Below are 16,777 nucleotides of genomic sequence, written 5' to 3' on the forward strand. Positions count from 1 at the left end.
TCGTGAGTTTTTTTCCATGTAGCAAATTTATTAGTCTAATAAAAATTTTTGTAGAAACTTGTAACTTCCTGCCATATAAAATTGTTTATTGATTGAATACATTTACTAAAAAGTTTACCCGAAGGTATTTCAAACGGAAAAGCTAAGTTTCCATGGACTCGGCAGGAAATCAATTCCGTCAAATGTACTATTGCTGATTTTTCCGGCATTTTCAAGTCTTTAAAGTCACCGCCCCATGTAGTTCGCCCTCTTTTTCAAACGGCAGTATATCTTCATAGTTAACTGTGGTTCCGCGCTTAGTACCATTGTTAGATCTCTTATATTGATGCTGTCAAAATTAAAGATTCCATTACCCGGTTTATAACTGTCAATTGCCAGAGCAGTAATAAAGCGATTGTACACATCTTTTAAATCTAAACCTTGTCCGCTTGCGTGAAGTGTTTCGGTAACATTAGAAATATTATTACAATTGAGGCCAGAGATTGGGATACAAGACTTGAATCGACCTTCTTTGGCACGACAATCCATGAGCTTTAGCACTTGATTCACAGCGATAATGAAGGGATGAGAAATTTTGGTTAAATGAAGGGATGTCTACTTTCTCTGAATACCTTGGCGGCTACTGACATGATGAGAGATCAATTAATTTTTATCTGGATCACTTGGAAAACTCTATCGTAAACTGGGATGAGCACCAGGGAGTAAAAACTGGACCAGAGCCGTTTGCAGATTATGATTATGGGAAGGTATACCCGTTCACTCTTTATATACATGATAAATATTCGGCAGGGATTTCATCCGGAACTTGGCATTAAACGAAACCAATGGCATGAAAAAAAGCGGTTTCTTCATTTGAGAAGAATCGCTTCTTTTATTACAGCCAATACTAAACGTATTGCCACATTTTTTCACCTATTAAATCTGTTTGCAACATATATTACTATATTTTCTGAGTAAAAAAGTTTACTTGACATTATCAAAATTCAAGCAAATTGACCCAGGATTAAAATTACACGATTTTTCATCAGTTTCCAAGTAACTTTGGTGTAACGATTTGAAGATAACTTAAAAAAGTAACTTATTTCTTCTTTAGATGAGTTATATCATGTTGTTGTTCTATCAAGGAAATCTATTATATTTTTACAATATGTTTCGTTAAATGGGTTTGTTCAGGGATCCGATTTACAATTTCTTTTCCTATTTCAATAGAGGCAGTTGCTGCCGGTGATGGGGCATTACAAACATGAATAGTACGTTTACCCATAATAATGTGAAAATCATCTACCATAGTACCATCAACTTTTAATGCTTGCGCACGAACTCCTGCAGGAGCAGGAACTAGGTCATCCTCTTTAATATTAGGAATTATTTCTTGGAGGCTTTTTGTAAACTGGGTCTTACTAAAAGACCTAATATATTCATCTAGACCTTCTTTCATAAATTTGCTTGCTAATTTCCAAAATCCGCGATAACTCAGTACTTCTAATAAATCTGTCGGATTAAAATCTGTTTTTTTATATCCTTCTCTTTTAAAACTTAATACGGCATTCGGACCAGCATCAACTTCCCCATTAATCATGCGCGTAAAATGAACGCCTAAAAAGGGGAACTTTGGATTTGGAACTGGATAAATTAAATTTTTCACTAAATCCCTTTTTTCTGGTCTTAATTTATAGTATTCTCCACGGAAAGGAATAATTTTCATATCGGTTTTGTATCCAGCAGTAGCAGCAATTCGGTCACTATGTAACCCAGCACAATTAATAACAGTACGCGCTTGCAAAGTTTTATTATTAGTTTCAATAACAACAGTATCATCATTTTCGTAAATCTTTTCTACTTTTGTTCCTAACTCTATGATTCCTTCGTATTTCAAGAAAATTTCAGCGAACTTTTGGCTCACTTGTCTATAATCAACAATACCAGCCTGTGGTACATGAATGGCCGCTAACGCGTTTACATGAGGTTCTATTTCATTTACTTCTTCTTTGTTAATCATTCGAATACAGAGTTCATTTTGAATACCTCTGGTATATAAATTCTCTAGTAGTGGTATCTCCTCTTTTTTCGTTGCAACAATGACCTTTCCACAAATATCATGGTCTATCCCATATTCTTTACAAAAACTTACCATCGATTGGCTTCCCTTACGAGCAAATTTTGCTTTATAACTACCAGGTTTATAATATATTCCCGAATGAATTACTCCACTATTGTGTCCTGTTTGATGCATTGCAATTTGAGATTCCTTTTCAACTATTATTACCTTTGCATTTGGAAATCTTTGATAAAGAGCTATACCTGTAGATAGGCCTACGATTCCTCCTCCAATAATTAAAAAATCATACATTGGATATCTCCCCATTATAGATTTAGTTTTAGTAATTTGTAGCCTTTTCATTTTTGAACGTAAACTAATCGAATTTCCTTCATTTCACTTAAAAATATCCTGATGGTTAACTCTTATTTCTTAAAGGGTTTTTTCTAAATTATTACTGCAAATATGGTAGACCAATAGGGTGGTATCTTTTTTTGATCCTTCATCCTCTTTTAAAACCTTTATAACTTCATGGATGTCCCCATCTTATAAAATTATATTATTCTCCCTAAATTTAACATGGGTTATTTCTAATTTTTCATAAACCACAGGTGGTATAGTTCAATTTCTGAAGATAAATACTCGTTAAATTCTATAAGTTCATAAACAATAATTATTTCATCGCTCCCATACATTAATTTTCAAGCAACATTTTATGTTAGGAGCATGTATGACTTTTTCGCTAATTAATAGTCCAACCACCATCTACACATAACATTTGACCAGTAATATAGTTAGCAGCATCTGAACATAAAAACAGTATTGCACCAACCAGGTCGTCCGGATTGCCAGTTCTTTTTGATGGGATTCTGTTTAAAATTTCACTTTTTCTAACTTCGTCTTCAAATAATTCGTTTGTCATTGAGGTTCTAAAATATCCAGGCGCAACGGCATTAACTTGAATAACAGGAGCCCACTCTACAGCCATAGATTTTGTAACTTGAGCAATGGCTCCTTTAGATGCTCCATATGGTCCCATATTTGGTAAGCCCAATGTAGATGACAGAGATCCAATATGGATAATTTTCCCTCTCCCCTGTTGCAGCATCTTTCTAGCAGCATATTGAGATAAAAAATATGGAGCCTTTAAATTTACGTTTAGTACTTGATCCCATTCATAAAATGTCGTCTTTAAAATAGGATTACGTAAGTTTATTCCCGAAAAGTTTATCAGAATGTCAATATGGTCTTGCTCAAGCATATATTTTTTAACTTTTTCAATCCCATTTTCAGTCGCTAAATCTGCTTGAATCCAATGTAACTGATCTTTATATACAGGGACGCTATTATACAAGTTATCCCATTTATCTTTATTGGTTCCAATAACAGTAACGTTAGCACCTCTTTTTAAAAAGTTAACAGTTACTTCTTGTCCTAGGTCACCAGCTCCTCCAGGAATAATAATATTATTGTCTTTGAAAGAAAAATCTTTATTGTCCACGAATAGTTTCGCTCCTTATAGGCCAAGATATGATTTCTTCAACTCATCATCTTCTAAGATTAACGACGGTTCTCCTTCTAATACAATCTTTCCATTTTCCATTACATATACATAAGTAGCAATTTTTAATGATAGATGGACATTCTGTTCTACCAGTAAAATAGTAGTACCAAGTTCTTGGTTAATATCTTTTACAACCTTTAACATATTTTGGGTAAGTAAAGGAGACAAACCGAGTGAAAGTTCGTCTATCATTAGAATTTCAGGTTCAGCCATAAGTGCTCTTCCGATTGCAACCATTTGTTGTTGTCCACCACTTAAATTTCCAGCATGTTGGTGCATTTTCGGCTTAAGATCAGGAAAAATCCCCATAATCCGATCTAAGTTTTTTCGTAAATTTCTTCTTGAACGTTTTGAAAAAGCCCCCAACTCTAAATTCTCTTTAATCGTTAAAAAAGGGAATAACTTCCTTCCTTCTGGGACTTGTATGATCCCTAAATCAACAATTTTATTCGATTCCAATTGATCAATCCGTTTATTATGAAAATAAATTTCTCCACTTTTTTTAGGCTGTACTCCTGAAATAACATTTATAGTTGTGCTTTTCCCTGCTGCATTTGCCCCGATCAAAGCAATAAGTTGCCCAGGCTTGACACTAAAGTTAACATCCCATAATACCTGTACTTCCCCATACCCGGCTTGTAAGTTTTTAACTTCCAACATGAACTTCACCTCCAAAATATGCTTCCATAACTAAAGGATCACTTGTAACTTTTAGAGGATCTCCTTCAGATATCAATTCTCCGTGGTGAAGTACTATAAGGCGGTCTGCAAGATTCATCATTGCGGACATTATGTGTTCGATCATAATAATCGTGACACCAGAATCCCTTATATTTCGAATTAGTGGAATCGATTCTTTAATTTCTGTTGGATTTAATCCAGCTAAAACCTCATCTAATAAAAGTAATGAGGGTTTTGTAGATAGAGCTCGTGCTAATTCTAATCTCTTTTTTTCAGCAAGAGTTAAGTGAGATGCTAGAGAATAAGACTTGTGATCTAATCCAACCATATTTAAAATAAATTTCGCTTGTTCTTCAGCTTGAGTTCTTTTTTTATGATGCAAAAAGCCCCCAATCATAACATTTTCTAAAACAGAAATTTGCATAAAAGGTTTAACCACTTGAAAGGTCCTTACAATACCTTTTTTACATATTTGATATGGTTTCTTTAAAGTCGAAATGTCTTCCCCTTTAAAGGCAACTGTTCCATTTGTGGGAGGAAGGGTTCGAGTAATAAGATTAAATAATGTTGTTTTACCCGCCCCGTTTGGTCCAATCACTCCTAAAATCTCATTGGTATTGACATGAAAACTAACATCTTTTACTGCGGTTATACCACTAAATTCTTTAGTTAGATGTTCCACTTTCAATAGAGGGTTCATCCGTCTTCCTCCTTTGTCCAGTTTTATTAAACCTGATAGACTTTCTTCTTTCGAACAGAGCTAATATTCCCTTTGGTTCAATTAATACAACAATAATGAGTATAACCCCATAGATAACACCGCTAATTCCTGGAAGGGAATTCCCTAGAGAACTTGTCAAATATTGGTTTATTGGAACTATGAGTAAACAACCTAAAAATGGTCCCCATACCGTTCCAAGTCCTCCGATTATCGCATAAACCACTATACTTACTGACATTGAGAAGCTAAACACTGTAGCTGGCTGAACAAACATGTTGTAATGGGCATAAAATACCCCACCTAAGGTTGTTAAAGTACTACTAATAAGGAAGGCAAGCATTTTATATTTAAAAGCTGAGACCCCAATAACTTCTGCTGACTCTTCATCTTCTCGAATTGCGGTTAACATATAACCTACTTTTGAATTTTTTATAAAGTAGCTAATAATTATTGAAACAATAAAAAGAATTAAAATAATATAGTAATACGGTTTTGTGTTCCCAAACATCATGGTCCAATAAGACTCGTTAAATTTCATAACAATTCCAACACTTCCACCGGTCAAATCTTTAAAATAAATCGCTAGTAAGAATAAAATTTGCCCTATCGCAAGTGTTGCTAAAGAAAAGAAAGGTCCCTTCAATCTAAAGGTTGGAATCCCTACAATCAGTGTGAAAATTACGCTTAAAAGAATAGCAGGTATCATATTAAGCCAAGGTGATATTCCATAATTGGAATATAGGATCGTAGTAGTAAAAGCACCTATCCCAAAGAATACAGTATGCCCAAAAGAAAGTTGACCAGCAAATCCTCCAAGGATATTCCATGATGTTGAAAGTAACGCGTACAAGAAAATCCATACGGCGATATTGAGATAGAATTCATTAGTTAAGAATACAGGTACCAGGAGTGCGACTACTAATAGCAAAATAAGTTTGGAAATTGATGCTTTTTTCATTTCAACCCAACCTCCTCTGAATTTTTACCTAACCCTAACAATCCAGAAGGCTTTACCAATAAAATTAATAAGAAAAGTATAAAATAAGCAACTTCACTTAGTGCTGGCTCAAAAAAGCCGACCATTGACTGCAGAACACCAATTACAAGCCCACCTATAAACGCTCCTAATATGCTCCCCATTCCACCGAGAACAACAATAACAAAGGAGAGTAAAACAAACGATGTTCCAGTTGTCGGATAAACGGAATACATAGGTATTAATACCGCCCCTGCAAAACCTACCAACGCTGAACCAATTCCAAAAGCAATCATGTACATTTTTTTAACCTTAATGCCCATTAATAATGAAGCCGTATGATTTTGTGCCAAGGCTCTAATTGCTTTACCTGTATAAGTGAATCTTAAGAATAGAAAAAGTAAACCTGATAATAATAATGAACTTAAGAATGCTAAAAATGCTGTCATACTTACTACTACTCCGCCAAATTCAAAATTTAAATTTTGAATAGGAGTTTGAATAGAATAATAGTTAGCACTGAAGACCATTAAAGCTAAGTTTTGTAAAATTATAGATATCCCTAATGTCATTAAGATTTTATTATTTGCAGATGAACTTTGAATAGGTTGAATCGCAAATCGTTGAAATGCCATACCAACAATAAACATTATTGCTGCTACTAATAATGAAGACGCGTACGGATTTAGGCCACCAAATGAAAAAAGAATGTAGGCTATATACATACTAATCATTAACAATTCTCCATGGGCGAAATTGATAATTCTAATAGTTCCTAAAATTAATGTCAGTCCAATGGCAATTAGAGCGTAAACGCCTCCGAGTAGAACACCATTAATTACTGTTTGGAGAATATACACATTTTTACCTCCTTATGTATTAATTGAGCAGAAAGAGCAATATCTGCTCTTTCTGTCCTCAATTTATATGTTTATTTACTTAATTTCAGCAACTGCTGCGTTTTCAGGCCATACAGATACTAATTCTTGGTTTTGATACTGGAATGAAAAAGGTAAACAAAGTGTGTTTTGTCCTTTTTCATCAAATTTAACTCCCCAACCAGTTGATGTTTTGCCATTTTCAATATTTGTTGCATTTGCTGCTTTGCGAATATCTTCTGCATCCAATGATTTAGCTTCCTTGAGAATAGAAAATGTTGTTTCTGCTCCGTAGAAGTTTGTTAAGGAATGACCTGATAGTGGTTTACTTCCGAACTTTTCTTCATAAAGCTTTACATATTCCTCCAATCCAGGACTTACATCTGGATTAACATTATATTGGGTAAAGTCAATATTAAAGAGTCCATCTACAGCATCCCCAACGGCTTTCTTAAGGTTAGGTAAAGAGTAACCTCCTCCTTGACCAATGAATGCTTTAGGTTTGAATGCTAACTTATTCATTGTTCGAACTACAAGAATTGAGTCATCAATATAAGAAACGCCAATTACAACATCTGGATTAGATTTTTTTAGTGACAGAACCTGAGAATCTACAGATTTTACTGTGCCCATATTATAAGATACGACATCTACTACATTGACATTTTCCTTCTTAGCAAGCTTGAGAAAATCATCTTTAATTGAAGTACCCCAGCTACTGTCTTCATGAATAAATGCCACTTTTAAGTCTTGTAATGGAGTTCCCCATTTATCCGATAGATATTTAATAAACTCCATATCGCTTTCTGCATACATATATGATGGTGGGTTAGTTCTGAATAAATACTTATGTCCTTGCTCTGTAACTTCATCTGCAACCGATCCTAATTCGAAATAAGGAACTTTATTTCTTTCTGTAATTTGTGCAGCAATTGGGACAATTGTACTTTCGAAAGATCCAACGACTAAATTCACTTTATCTTGAGTAACTAACTTTTGTGCTGAAGCCATTGCTTCATTCGCACTAGGAGTATCAACAGCTATCAGTTCTATAGTTTTACCATTGATCCCGCCATTTTTATTGATTTTATCAACTGCTACTTCAACGCCTCTAAAACTCTCTTCACCCAGCAGCGCCAAAGGGCCCGATAGTGGAAAAATTGCACCTATTTTAATAGACCCTTTAGATCCTCCATTACCATTAGGTGTACTGCCAGTATTGGATGATGGTCCCTGACAAGCAGTTAGTATGAGAGAGAAAACCAAGATAATGGATAACAAAATTATTTTGGACTTTATATTAAACACGTTAATTCCCCCTACTCTTAATTTGTGAAAGTGTATTTATAATTTTAAAAACAGAGGTTATCATCTGGCAGCATGTTATTTGCCTCACAGTAATCTCGGTAGCGTTTATATAATGTAAAGACATCGTCTTCTCTATAGATTCCATTATTGTCATCAATAAATTGAAGGCTACCATCCAACATAAATAGAGTTATCATATCTTCCGAAGGGTCAACCGATAAGGTATGAATATCACCAGGTGGTTCAAAAATAAGAGTCCCAGGTTTTGCGCTCCAATCCTTTTCCAAGTACTTCCACTTACCTTGAATGGTGTAGCCAATTACAAACCCCCCCGTATGGCGGTGCTTTGATAATTCCGCACCCTTATCAACCTTGAAAAGGTTTATCCACATTCCTGTAGTAAAATCAAAACGTAATGGTTTAAACCATGATCCCTTTTCATCAAAAGGCATCCATGGCATATCAGCCCCATCAATAGCACGATCTGGTAACATAAATCTCTCAGTAAATTCATTCATTGCTTTATCAACAATACGGGGTAATGTTTTATTTTCCATGATTGTCTTTCCTCCTAATTAGATAAATTCAATAAAAAAGTTTTTAAATTTTTTTCGTACATTAACTTTGATTTTGTATAGTAGTAATTATTTTGTAATCACATTGCCTTTTATCATTTAGAAGCAAAGATTATCATCTGGTAGCATATTATTAGCCTCACAGTAATCTCGGTAGCGTTTATATAATGTAAAAACATCGTCTTCTCTATAGATTCCATTATTGTCATCAATAAACTGAAGGCTACCATCCAACATAAATAGAGTTATCATGTCTTCCGAAGGGTCAACCGATAAGGTATGAATATCACCAGGTGGTTCAAAAATAAGAGTCCCAGGTTTTGCGCTCCAATCTTTTTCCAAATACTTCCACTTACCTTGAATGGTGTAGCCAATTACAAACCCTCCGGTATGGCGGTGCTTTGATAATTCCGCACCCTTATCAACCTTAAATAGGTTTATCCACATTCCTGTAGTAAAATCAAAACGTAATGGTTTAAACCATGATCCTTTTTCATCAAAAGGCATCCATGGCATATCTGCTCCATCAATAGCACGATCTGGTAACATAAATCTCTCAGTAAATTCATTCATTGCTTTATCAACAATACGTGGTAAAGTTTTACTTTCCATAGTCTATCCTCCTAATTATTAAATTTAGTAGTAATTTATTTTTTTAACTGCGCTAAAGTTAGATTGTCACTATTATTTTACCTCTCACCTGATGTTCTTTAATTTTTTCCAAATATTTTACTAATTCATTCAAAGAAATTACTTTACTAATCATTGGGTCAAACTTTTTATCTTTAACAAGGTTTAGAAGATGATCGAGCATAATAGGAAAATCTGTTATCGACCGATTATCTTCGGCAAGATAGGCACCACCTAAGGCAACTTCATGTATAGAAATACCTTTAGTGAACGGACTATATGTTTGATTACTAGCTAGACCTGCTATGCATACTAGATGACCATTAAATGCTAGATGGTTTATATCATTTTCAGCATGGTCTTTCCTAATAGTATTAATGACTACATCGACGCCTCTCCCAGCGGTTCTTGATAAAACTTCTTTTGTAACATTCTGTTTTTTATAATCAATTACATAATCTGCACCAAGACTTTTTACATAGTCAACATTTTGAGTTGAACAAGTAGAAATTATTTCCCACTTTTTCAGTTTGGCTAGTTGTATTACAGCTCCGCCTACTGCCCCTGATCCGCCATGAACTAATAATGTTTTCACAGAATAATGGTGAAATTTTCGATTAAGAGCTTGAAAAGCTGTCATTCCGCTACAAGGAAGTGCTGCCGCTTCAATATAAGAAATTTCTTCAGGAATCTTGCTGACTGCTTTAGCAGAGGCTAAAGTATATTCTGCATAGCCTCCGTTCCTACTCAAGTCTCCGTGATAGACGACCCTGTCTCCTAATTTAAAATCCGCAACTTCTTCTCCTAATTTATCTATGTCACCGGCAACATCTAAACCTAATATGAAAGGATATGCCCACTTAGAGTGACCTGATTCCAACAGCTGGTAATCTACTGGGTTTAATGCAACTGCCTTTACTTGAACTCTTATTTCTCCCTTTTGTGGTTCTGGAATAGCTACGTCCCCTAAAAATAAATTATTGGAGGACCCAGATTTACTTAATAGATAAGCCTTCAAAATAGTTCTCCTCCAAAAAAATTAAGCAGTTGTTCTGCGCTTATCTCTAACTATAAAAAATTTAACTGTAGTTACCTATAATGCGGTTGAAATGAATTTTTCTTGAAGGTATTCTTGCAACCCTGAACGTCCACCTTCGCGTCCAAACCCACTATGTTTCATACCACCAAAAGGTGCTTGAGGTACTCCAGGTATTGCATCATTTAATCCAATTACTCCAAAATCAAGGGCTTCAGTAACTCTAATTGACCGGCTCAAATCTGAAGTATAGACATAAGCAGCTAAACCATATTCAGTATTGTTGGCTTCTCGAATCACTTCGTCTTCATTATTGAAACTGATCAATGGGGCTACTGGACCAAATGTTTCTTCATAGATAATTTTCATATCAGTTGAAATATTTTTTAGAATTGTGGGTTCATAAAATAGTTCCCCTTCATTAGGCAACCGTCTTCCTCCGCATACTACCACTGCTCCTTTTCGGATTGCATCTTCCACATGATCCTCAACCTTTTCAATTCCTTCTTTATTTACCAACGGACCAATTTGGGTTGTTTCGTCTATGCTATTTCCAATTTTTAATTTTTGAACTTTTGAAGAATATATTTCTGTAAATTCCTCAAGAATACTTTCATGAACATAAATTCTGTTTGCACACACACACGTTTGACCAGTATTTCTGAATTTGCTTGCAACAGCACCTTCAGCTGCTTTTTCAAGGTCGGCATCTTCAAATACAATAAATGGTGCATGGCCACCTAACTCAAGTGATAGCTTTTTGAGCTGTTTTGCTGATTTTTCTACTAATAACTTTCCGACCTCTGTTGAACCAGTAAATGAGATTTTTTTTACAGAAGAATGATTAAATATTTCTTCTGATATCTTAGTTGAGGATCCAGTTACAATGTTAATTACGCCTTTAGGTAACCCTGCTTGTTCTGCAATTGATGCAAATTCAAGTGCTGTTAAAGGAGACTGGCTTGATGGTTTTATTATCGCTGTACACCCTGCAGCTAAAGCCGGCCCTATTTTTCTTGTCATCATTGCAATTGGAAAATTCCATGGAGTAATAGCTGCGACAACCCCAATTGGTTGTTTTTGTACCATTAAACGCTTATTACTCACAGACGCAGGGATAGTCTCTCCATAAATTCTTTTACCTTCTTCTGCGTACCATGATAAAAAACTAGCAGCATAAACCACTTCACCTTCAGCCTCTAGTAGGGGCTTTCCCATTTCAGAGCTTATAATTAATGCTATATTCCTTTTTTGTTCAATCATTAACTCTTTCATTTTCAACAAATATTCAGCTCTTTCATTAGCCGTTAAATTCGACCAACGAAGGAAAGCGCTTTCAGCAGCGTCAATAGCTTCTTTTGTTTCCTCACGCCCCGCATTAGATACATCAGTTATCTTTTGTCCACTAGATGGGTTTATTACAGAAAATTTTTCACCATTGGAAGAGTCCCGCCATCCTCCATTTATAAATAATAACGAGTTATACTTAGTTTCCTTTGAAACTACAGACATTTTGCTTCCCTCCATTATCAAAACAATTAGGCTTTTAAGACTGTACCTATTTCTGCATCCTTAATGGTTTTTTTATATAGCATTTTTATATCCTCAATTTTAGTAGTACGTGGATTAACCTGAATATTCCCACTTTTCATAGCATCCAACGCCATTGTAAAAATATCTTCTTCTTTGATTTCATATTCTGAAAAATTTATTGGGATATTTATATCTTCTGCTAATTTTTTGACCGCCTCAATTGCTTTATTAGCATTAAACATTATTGGTTTATTAGTATCATGAACCTCGCCCATGGCTTTAGCAATCTCAATGAATTTCTCAGGGACCGAAGGTAGATTATATTCCATAACATGAGGAAGTAATATGGAATTTGCTATGCCATGCGGTACATGAAACTTTGCACTTAAAGGGTGACTCATAGCATGGACATTTCCTAAACGTGTATTATTAAAAGCTAATCCAGCTACCAAACTTCCATACATCATTGCACTCCTAGCAATTAGGTTATCTCCTGAAAAAACCGCTTGCCTCAAATTAGAAGAAATTACTCTAATTGCTTCTAATGCAAGAACTTCTGAAAGTGGATAAGCCATTTTAGAAGTATAAGATTCAATTGCATGGACCAGAGCGTCTAATCCAGTAGAAGCTGTTAACTTAGGCGGTAGCGTCAATGTTAATTCAGGGTCCACGATTGCCCATCGGGCTGCTAATTTTCTCCCCCCAACTGTGAGTTTATATTCATTATATGGATCAGTAATGACAGTAAAAACAGTAACCTCACTAGCAGTTCCAGAGGTGGTCGGTATAGCCATAAGAGGTAATGATTGATTTCTGAATTTGTCTATTCCCTCATAATCTGTAATGCTTCCTCCATTAGTTGCAAGAATACCGATTGCTTTAGCAGTATCGATTGGACTTCCACCTCCTAAGCCTATAAGAAGATCTGGCTTAGAACTCTCGTAAACTTTCATACCAGCTTCTATAGTAGTAGTTGATGGATTTGCTTCGACATTAGAAAATACATTACACTCTACACCGGATTTTTGGACTTGTTCAAGCACTAAGTCAAGAATCTGAGCATTTTCGATTCCTTCATCACAGATTATTAGTACACGTTTGAAACCTTCTTTCAGGATTATCTCAGGTATTTTTTGAATCGAATTACAACCAAACACTATCTCCGTTGGACAATTAAAACTATGTAACCCTGCCAAATTCAATTGATTACCCCCTTTAAGTTTATTCATTAAAGTATTATGCAATTCCCGTGCCAAAAATGGACTCTTTTTATTGTGCAGTATAACCACCGTCTATAAGAATCGAAGTTCCTGTTATAAAGGAGGCATCATCACTTGCTAAAAATCTTACGACAGATGCCACCTCTTCTGGGTTTCCCAGTCTTCCGATTGGATGTTTCTTTATTAATTCATTTCGAAATTCTTCGGATAGATCCTTAATTAGCGGGGTATTGATATACCCTGGACAAACAGCATTAACCCTTATATTATGTTGAGCGTAATCAATTGCAAGAGTCCGGGTTAAATTCACAACGCCTGCCTTTGCAGCTGCATAAGACGTAACAGCTGATGTTGATATATGTCCTAACATGGAAGCATTATTAATAATAGTGCCACCTCCATTTAACATGTGAATTATTGCATGCTTGCAACAATAAAACACTCCTGTTAAGTTTACATCAATCATCAGTTTCCATTTGTCTGCTGATAGTTCATGGGCTTTCGTGTAATCTCCAATTCCTGCGTTTGAAAACAAAATATTAACCTCACCGTATTTATCCAAGGCCTTGATAAAAAGGTTCTCTACCTGAGTTTCTTCTGTTATATCTACTTTTAGGAATATTCCTCTTCCGCCTAAGTTAGCTAATTTCTCTTCCCATAGTTTGCCTGATTCTTCATTAATATCCGCTCCAATAACAATAGCTCCGTGCTTTAAAAATTCTATAGTTGTTGCTAAACCAATACCACTAGTACAACCAGTAATAACTGCTATTTTATTTTTTAACATTAGTTTTAACCTCCTTACTTTATTTGTTAGCAATTATCGTGCCAAATAAATTAACTTCAAAAAAGTAAAAAAAATCTTGCTTTTGTTTGATAATAAGAAAAAACTTGTGCAAAACTGCTCATAACTGTTATAATATGCACAAAATTCAGAATATAAAAAAATTTGTGCATTTTTGCGCAGAGGTGTGTTTGCTTGCACAAAATACAACAAATTAAAGATGAAGAAAGGGTGTTTAAATGAAAAATCAAAATGAAGATTACCTTCGTCTTATCAAAGAATCCCACATTAAAAAATTTATTGATTATATTGATATGGCTTGTATCTTATTTGATTTGGAAGGTACGGTTGTTCATCAGAACCGTATGGTTGCAAAACTAGTGAATCCTAAAGATGTATGGAAGTTGTTAACAATCGAACAAAGAGACCTATCTAAATCTAAAGAATTTGAATTTGATACAAGAATAAACGATGAAAATTACAACATTGAAATTCGGAAATTTTATCTGAAAAAGTTCGAATTTTTATATGTGGTTCTCCAAAAAAAGGAATATAAATTACAACAAACACAATTAAATGATGAATTACAATTCATTATTGATGCTACGCAAGAAGGAATTTATATAACAGATGAAAAGGGATTTACACTCAAAATTAATGATGCATATTCTAAAATGACAAATATCGCTAAGAAAGAGGTCGAAGGAAAACATGTTTCTGAATTAATAGCAATGCAATATTTTGATAGTTCAATAACATTGAAAGTCATTAAATATAAACAAAAAGTATCTATACTTCAAAAGATAAAGGATAAAGAGGACATTTGGCTCGTAAGTGGAAAACCAGTGTTGAATAAACAAAATAAAATGACGTTGATCGTAAATACTGTTTATGATATGACTAAGTTAAATCACCTTCAGGAAAGTTTAAAAATGCAAGCTATTTCAATAAAAAGGCAGGACGAAGAAATAGAAAGGTTACGTTCTCAGATCAACGAAATTCCCGGATTGATTGCTCAAAGCCCATCAATGAGACCTGTACTTTATCGTATTAAACGCTTGTCAATGGTAGATACATCTGTATTAATTCTTGGAGAAACTGGCACCGGTAAAAATGTTGTAGCTGAAAAAATTCATTCTCTAAGTAAGAGAAACGGGAGACCTTTTATTGAAGTCAATTGTGGTGCGATCCCTGAACCATTATTTGAATCTGAATTATTCGGTTATACTGACGGTTCATTTACAGGAGCTAAATCAAAAGGTAAGAAAGGGTTAATAGAAGCAGCCAACGGAGGAACGCTCTTTTTAGATGAAATAGCAGAGATTCCAATGAATCTACAAGTTAAGTTATTATCCGTTTTACAAAATAAGAGAATAAGAAAAATAGGCGATATAGACGATAAAAAAATTGATATCCGAATTATTGCAGCTACTAATAAGGATCCAATAAAACTAATTGAGCAAAAAGAAATTCGAGAAGATTTATATTATCGTCTATCAGTAGTTCCCTTAAATATTCCCCCCCTAAAGAATCGAAAAGAAGACATTCATATCCTTATAAAACACTTTATTGAGAGATTTAATAACAAGCATCAAAAGGAGGTACAATTCTCAAACTCTGTAAACAATATCCTAGAATCTTACCACTGGCCAGGAAATATTCGAGAATTAGAACATTTAGTTGAACAATTAATAGTTTTATCAGATAAGAATTTAGTTGAAGTATATGACTTACCACAAAATTTACAAATGATTCACCCGCAGAATAATAATTTTGATTATAAAAGTACGAAATTATCTTTAAAAGATGCGATAGAGGATTTGGAAAGAAACTATATTCTATATCTATGGAAAGAACATAAGGACATTTATAAAATATCTGATATCTTAAATATCCACAGAACTACACTTTTAAGAAAGGCTGAAAAGCTTAATATTGATTTAAAATAATTAAATCCCTAATGAATTCCTTTTGTATCACCAATTTGTGAAAAGGGTTGCAAAAAATTATAAAGTCAATATCGTTTGAGGATAGTGGTCTAGTCCGGAATCTCATACCTACTTCCCCAGGAGTTCCACGCCTATTAAACAGCTTCTTTATATTAGCCTAAATTAATACATCATTTGCGCTATTTCTCATTCTAAGACTTTTCCTGTTTCTTAAATTTAGAAGTATTGCATTAAACGTAGTGAGGCCCCTTTTTCTTTGCATCAGGAGTGTAAATTCCATGTGTACCAAGTTAAATGCATCCGAAAATTGAGACCTCAATTTGGTTTGCAAAAATTCGTCCAGTCCAGCTGAATATTATTAATTAGCATATGTTTTTCATGAATAGCCGCCAAATGATTTTTCGAAACTTAGCTGTCCTATTTAAATAATTTCGGTATCCCGTTGATCAGTGAATAGCCGCCCATAAAGGCCATCGCTATGACAATGCCTATTCCGAAAAGTGTCATCCATAGCGGGTGCTTGTAGTCACCCACAATCTTCGTTTTATTGGCTGCAACAAGCATAACGCCCAGGGCAATCGGCAATATAAGACCATTTAAGGAACCAACCAGTACCAAAATCTTTACTGGCTGTCCGATTAGTACAAATACTAATGTGGAAACTGCTATAAACCCAACAATGAACCACTTTTCATATTTCTCAACAGTTTTGCTGATGGTTCTGATAAATGAAACGGACGTGTACGCAGCCCCTACAACGGAGGTTACGGCAGCTGCCCACATCACGATTCCGAAAATTCTATAACCAAAATTGCCGGCAGCCAGGTGAAAAACCGATGCAGGGGGATTTTTCGGATTAATTGGCAATCCCTGGACCACTATGC

15 protein-coding genes are annotated in these 16,777 nt (G+C 34.8%); 1 reads left to right on the forward strand and 14 read right to left on the reverse strand.

Annotated elements, in window-relative coordinates:
- Positions 1-1,132 precede the first annotated feature (1,132 nt).
- From lhgO to CVD28_RS27375, 13 genes are all read right to left on the reverse strand, one after another.
- A complete protein-coding gene (lhgO, locus tag CVD28_RS27315; protein ID WP_101597803.1) occupies positions 1,133-2,350 on the reverse strand; it encodes an L-2-hydroxyglutarate oxidase in 1,218 nt (405 codons plus the stop codon).
- Positions 2,351-2,780: 430 nt separating this feature from the next.
- Entirely contained in the window at positions 2,781-3,539 is a 759-nt protein-coding gene (locus tag CVD28_RS27320) for an SDR family NAD(P)-dependent oxidoreductase (protein WP_101597804.1), read from the reverse strand.
- A 15-nt stretch (positions 3,540-3,554) separates the two neighbouring features.
- Positions 3,555-4,262 (reverse strand): ABC transporter ATP-binding protein, encoded by a 708-nt coding sequence (locus CVD28_RS27325; protein WP_101597805.1) that lies wholly within the window; start codon positions 4,260-4,262, stop codon positions 3,555-3,557.
- Entirely contained in the window at positions 4,249-4,983 is a 735-nt protein-coding gene (locus CVD28_RS27330) for an ABC transporter ATP-binding protein (RefSeq protein ID WP_101597806.1), read from the reverse strand. The genes CVD28_RS27325 and CVD28_RS27330 overlap by 14 nt, the downstream gene beginning before the upstream one ends.
- Positions 4,949-5,962: a branched-chain amino acid ABC transporter permease gene (locus CVD28_RS27335; RefSeq protein WP_101597807.1), complete on the reverse strand. Its 1,014-nt coding sequence runs from the start codon at positions 5,960-5,962 to the stop codon at positions 4,949-4,951. The genes CVD28_RS27330 and CVD28_RS27335 overlap by 35 nt, the downstream gene beginning before the upstream one ends.
- The gene (locus tag CVD28_RS27340; protein WP_101597808.1) at positions 5,959-6,840 is read right to left on the reverse strand and encodes a branched-chain amino acid ABC transporter permease; all 882 of its coding nucleotides are present in this window, start codon (positions 6,838-6,840) and stop codon (positions 5,959-5,961) included. Before CVD28_RS27340 ends, CVD28_RS27335 begins: the two co-directional genes overlap by 4 nt.
- Before the next feature lie 75 nt (positions 6,841-6,915).
- Complete coding sequence (locus CVD28_RS27345; protein WP_180954336.1) at positions 6,916-8,166, reverse strand: ABC transporter substrate-binding protein; 1,251 nt, start codon at positions 8,164-8,166, stop codon at positions 6,916-6,918.
- 44 nt (positions 8,167-8,210) lie between these two features.
- The gene (locus tag CVD28_RS27350; RefSeq protein WP_101597810.1) at positions 8,211-8,723 is read right to left on the reverse strand and encodes a 2,4'-dihydroxyacetophenone dioxygenase family protein; all 513 of its coding nucleotides are present in this window, start codon (positions 8,721-8,723) and stop codon (positions 8,211-8,213) included.
- Positions 8,724-8,840: 117 nt separating this feature from the next.
- On the reverse strand, positions 8,841-9,353 hold the full coding sequence (locus CVD28_RS27355) for a 2,4'-dihydroxyacetophenone dioxygenase family protein (RefSeq protein WP_101597811.1): 513 nt from the start codon (positions 9,351-9,353) through the stop codon (positions 8,841-8,843).
- Positions 9,354-9,411: 58 nt separating this feature from the next.
- Entirely contained in the window at positions 9,412-10,389 is a 978-nt protein-coding gene (locus CVD28_RS27360; protein ID WP_101597812.1) for a zinc-binding dehydrogenase, read from the reverse strand.
- 75 nt (positions 10,390-10,464) lie between these two features.
- The gene (locus tag CVD28_RS27365; protein ID WP_101597813.1) at positions 10,465-11,919 is read right to left on the reverse strand and encodes an NAD-dependent succinate-semialdehyde dehydrogenase; all 1,455 of its coding nucleotides are present in this window, start codon (positions 11,917-11,919) and stop codon (positions 10,465-10,467) included.
- A gap of 26 nt (positions 11,920-11,945) precedes the next feature.
- Entirely contained in the window at positions 11,946-13,142 is a 1,197-nt protein-coding gene (locus tag CVD28_RS27370) for an iron-containing alcohol dehydrogenase (protein WP_180954337.1), read from the reverse strand.
- 67 nt (positions 13,143-13,209) lie between these two features.
- Positions 13,210-13,947: an SDR family NAD(P)-dependent oxidoreductase gene (locus tag CVD28_RS27375; RefSeq protein ID WP_101597815.1), complete on the reverse strand. Its 738-nt coding sequence runs from the start codon at positions 13,945-13,947 to the stop codon at positions 13,210-13,212.
- Positions 13,948-14,183: 236 nt separating this feature from the next.
- Here CVD28_RS27375 and CVD28_RS27380 point away from each other — a divergent pair, with 236 nt between their 5' ends.
- Positions 14,184-15,893, forward strand: a complete 1,710-nt coding sequence (locus CVD28_RS27380) for a sigma-54 interaction domain-containing protein (protein ID WP_101597816.1) — start codon at positions 14,184-14,186, stop codon at positions 15,891-15,893.
- 417 nt (positions 15,894-16,310) lie between these two features.
- On the opposite strand, the gene CVD28_RS27385 is transcribed toward CVD28_RS27380, so the two are convergent.
- A partial coding sequence (locus tag CVD28_RS27385; protein WP_142384828.1) for a divalent metal cation transporter occupies positions 16,311-16,777 on the reverse strand: 467 nt, incomplete at its 5' end.

Origin of the sequence: Bacillus sp. M6-12 (genome assembly GCF_002860285.1) — a bacterium.
Classification (GTDB): Bacteria; Bacillota; Bacilli; order Bacillales; family DSM-1321; genus Peribacillus.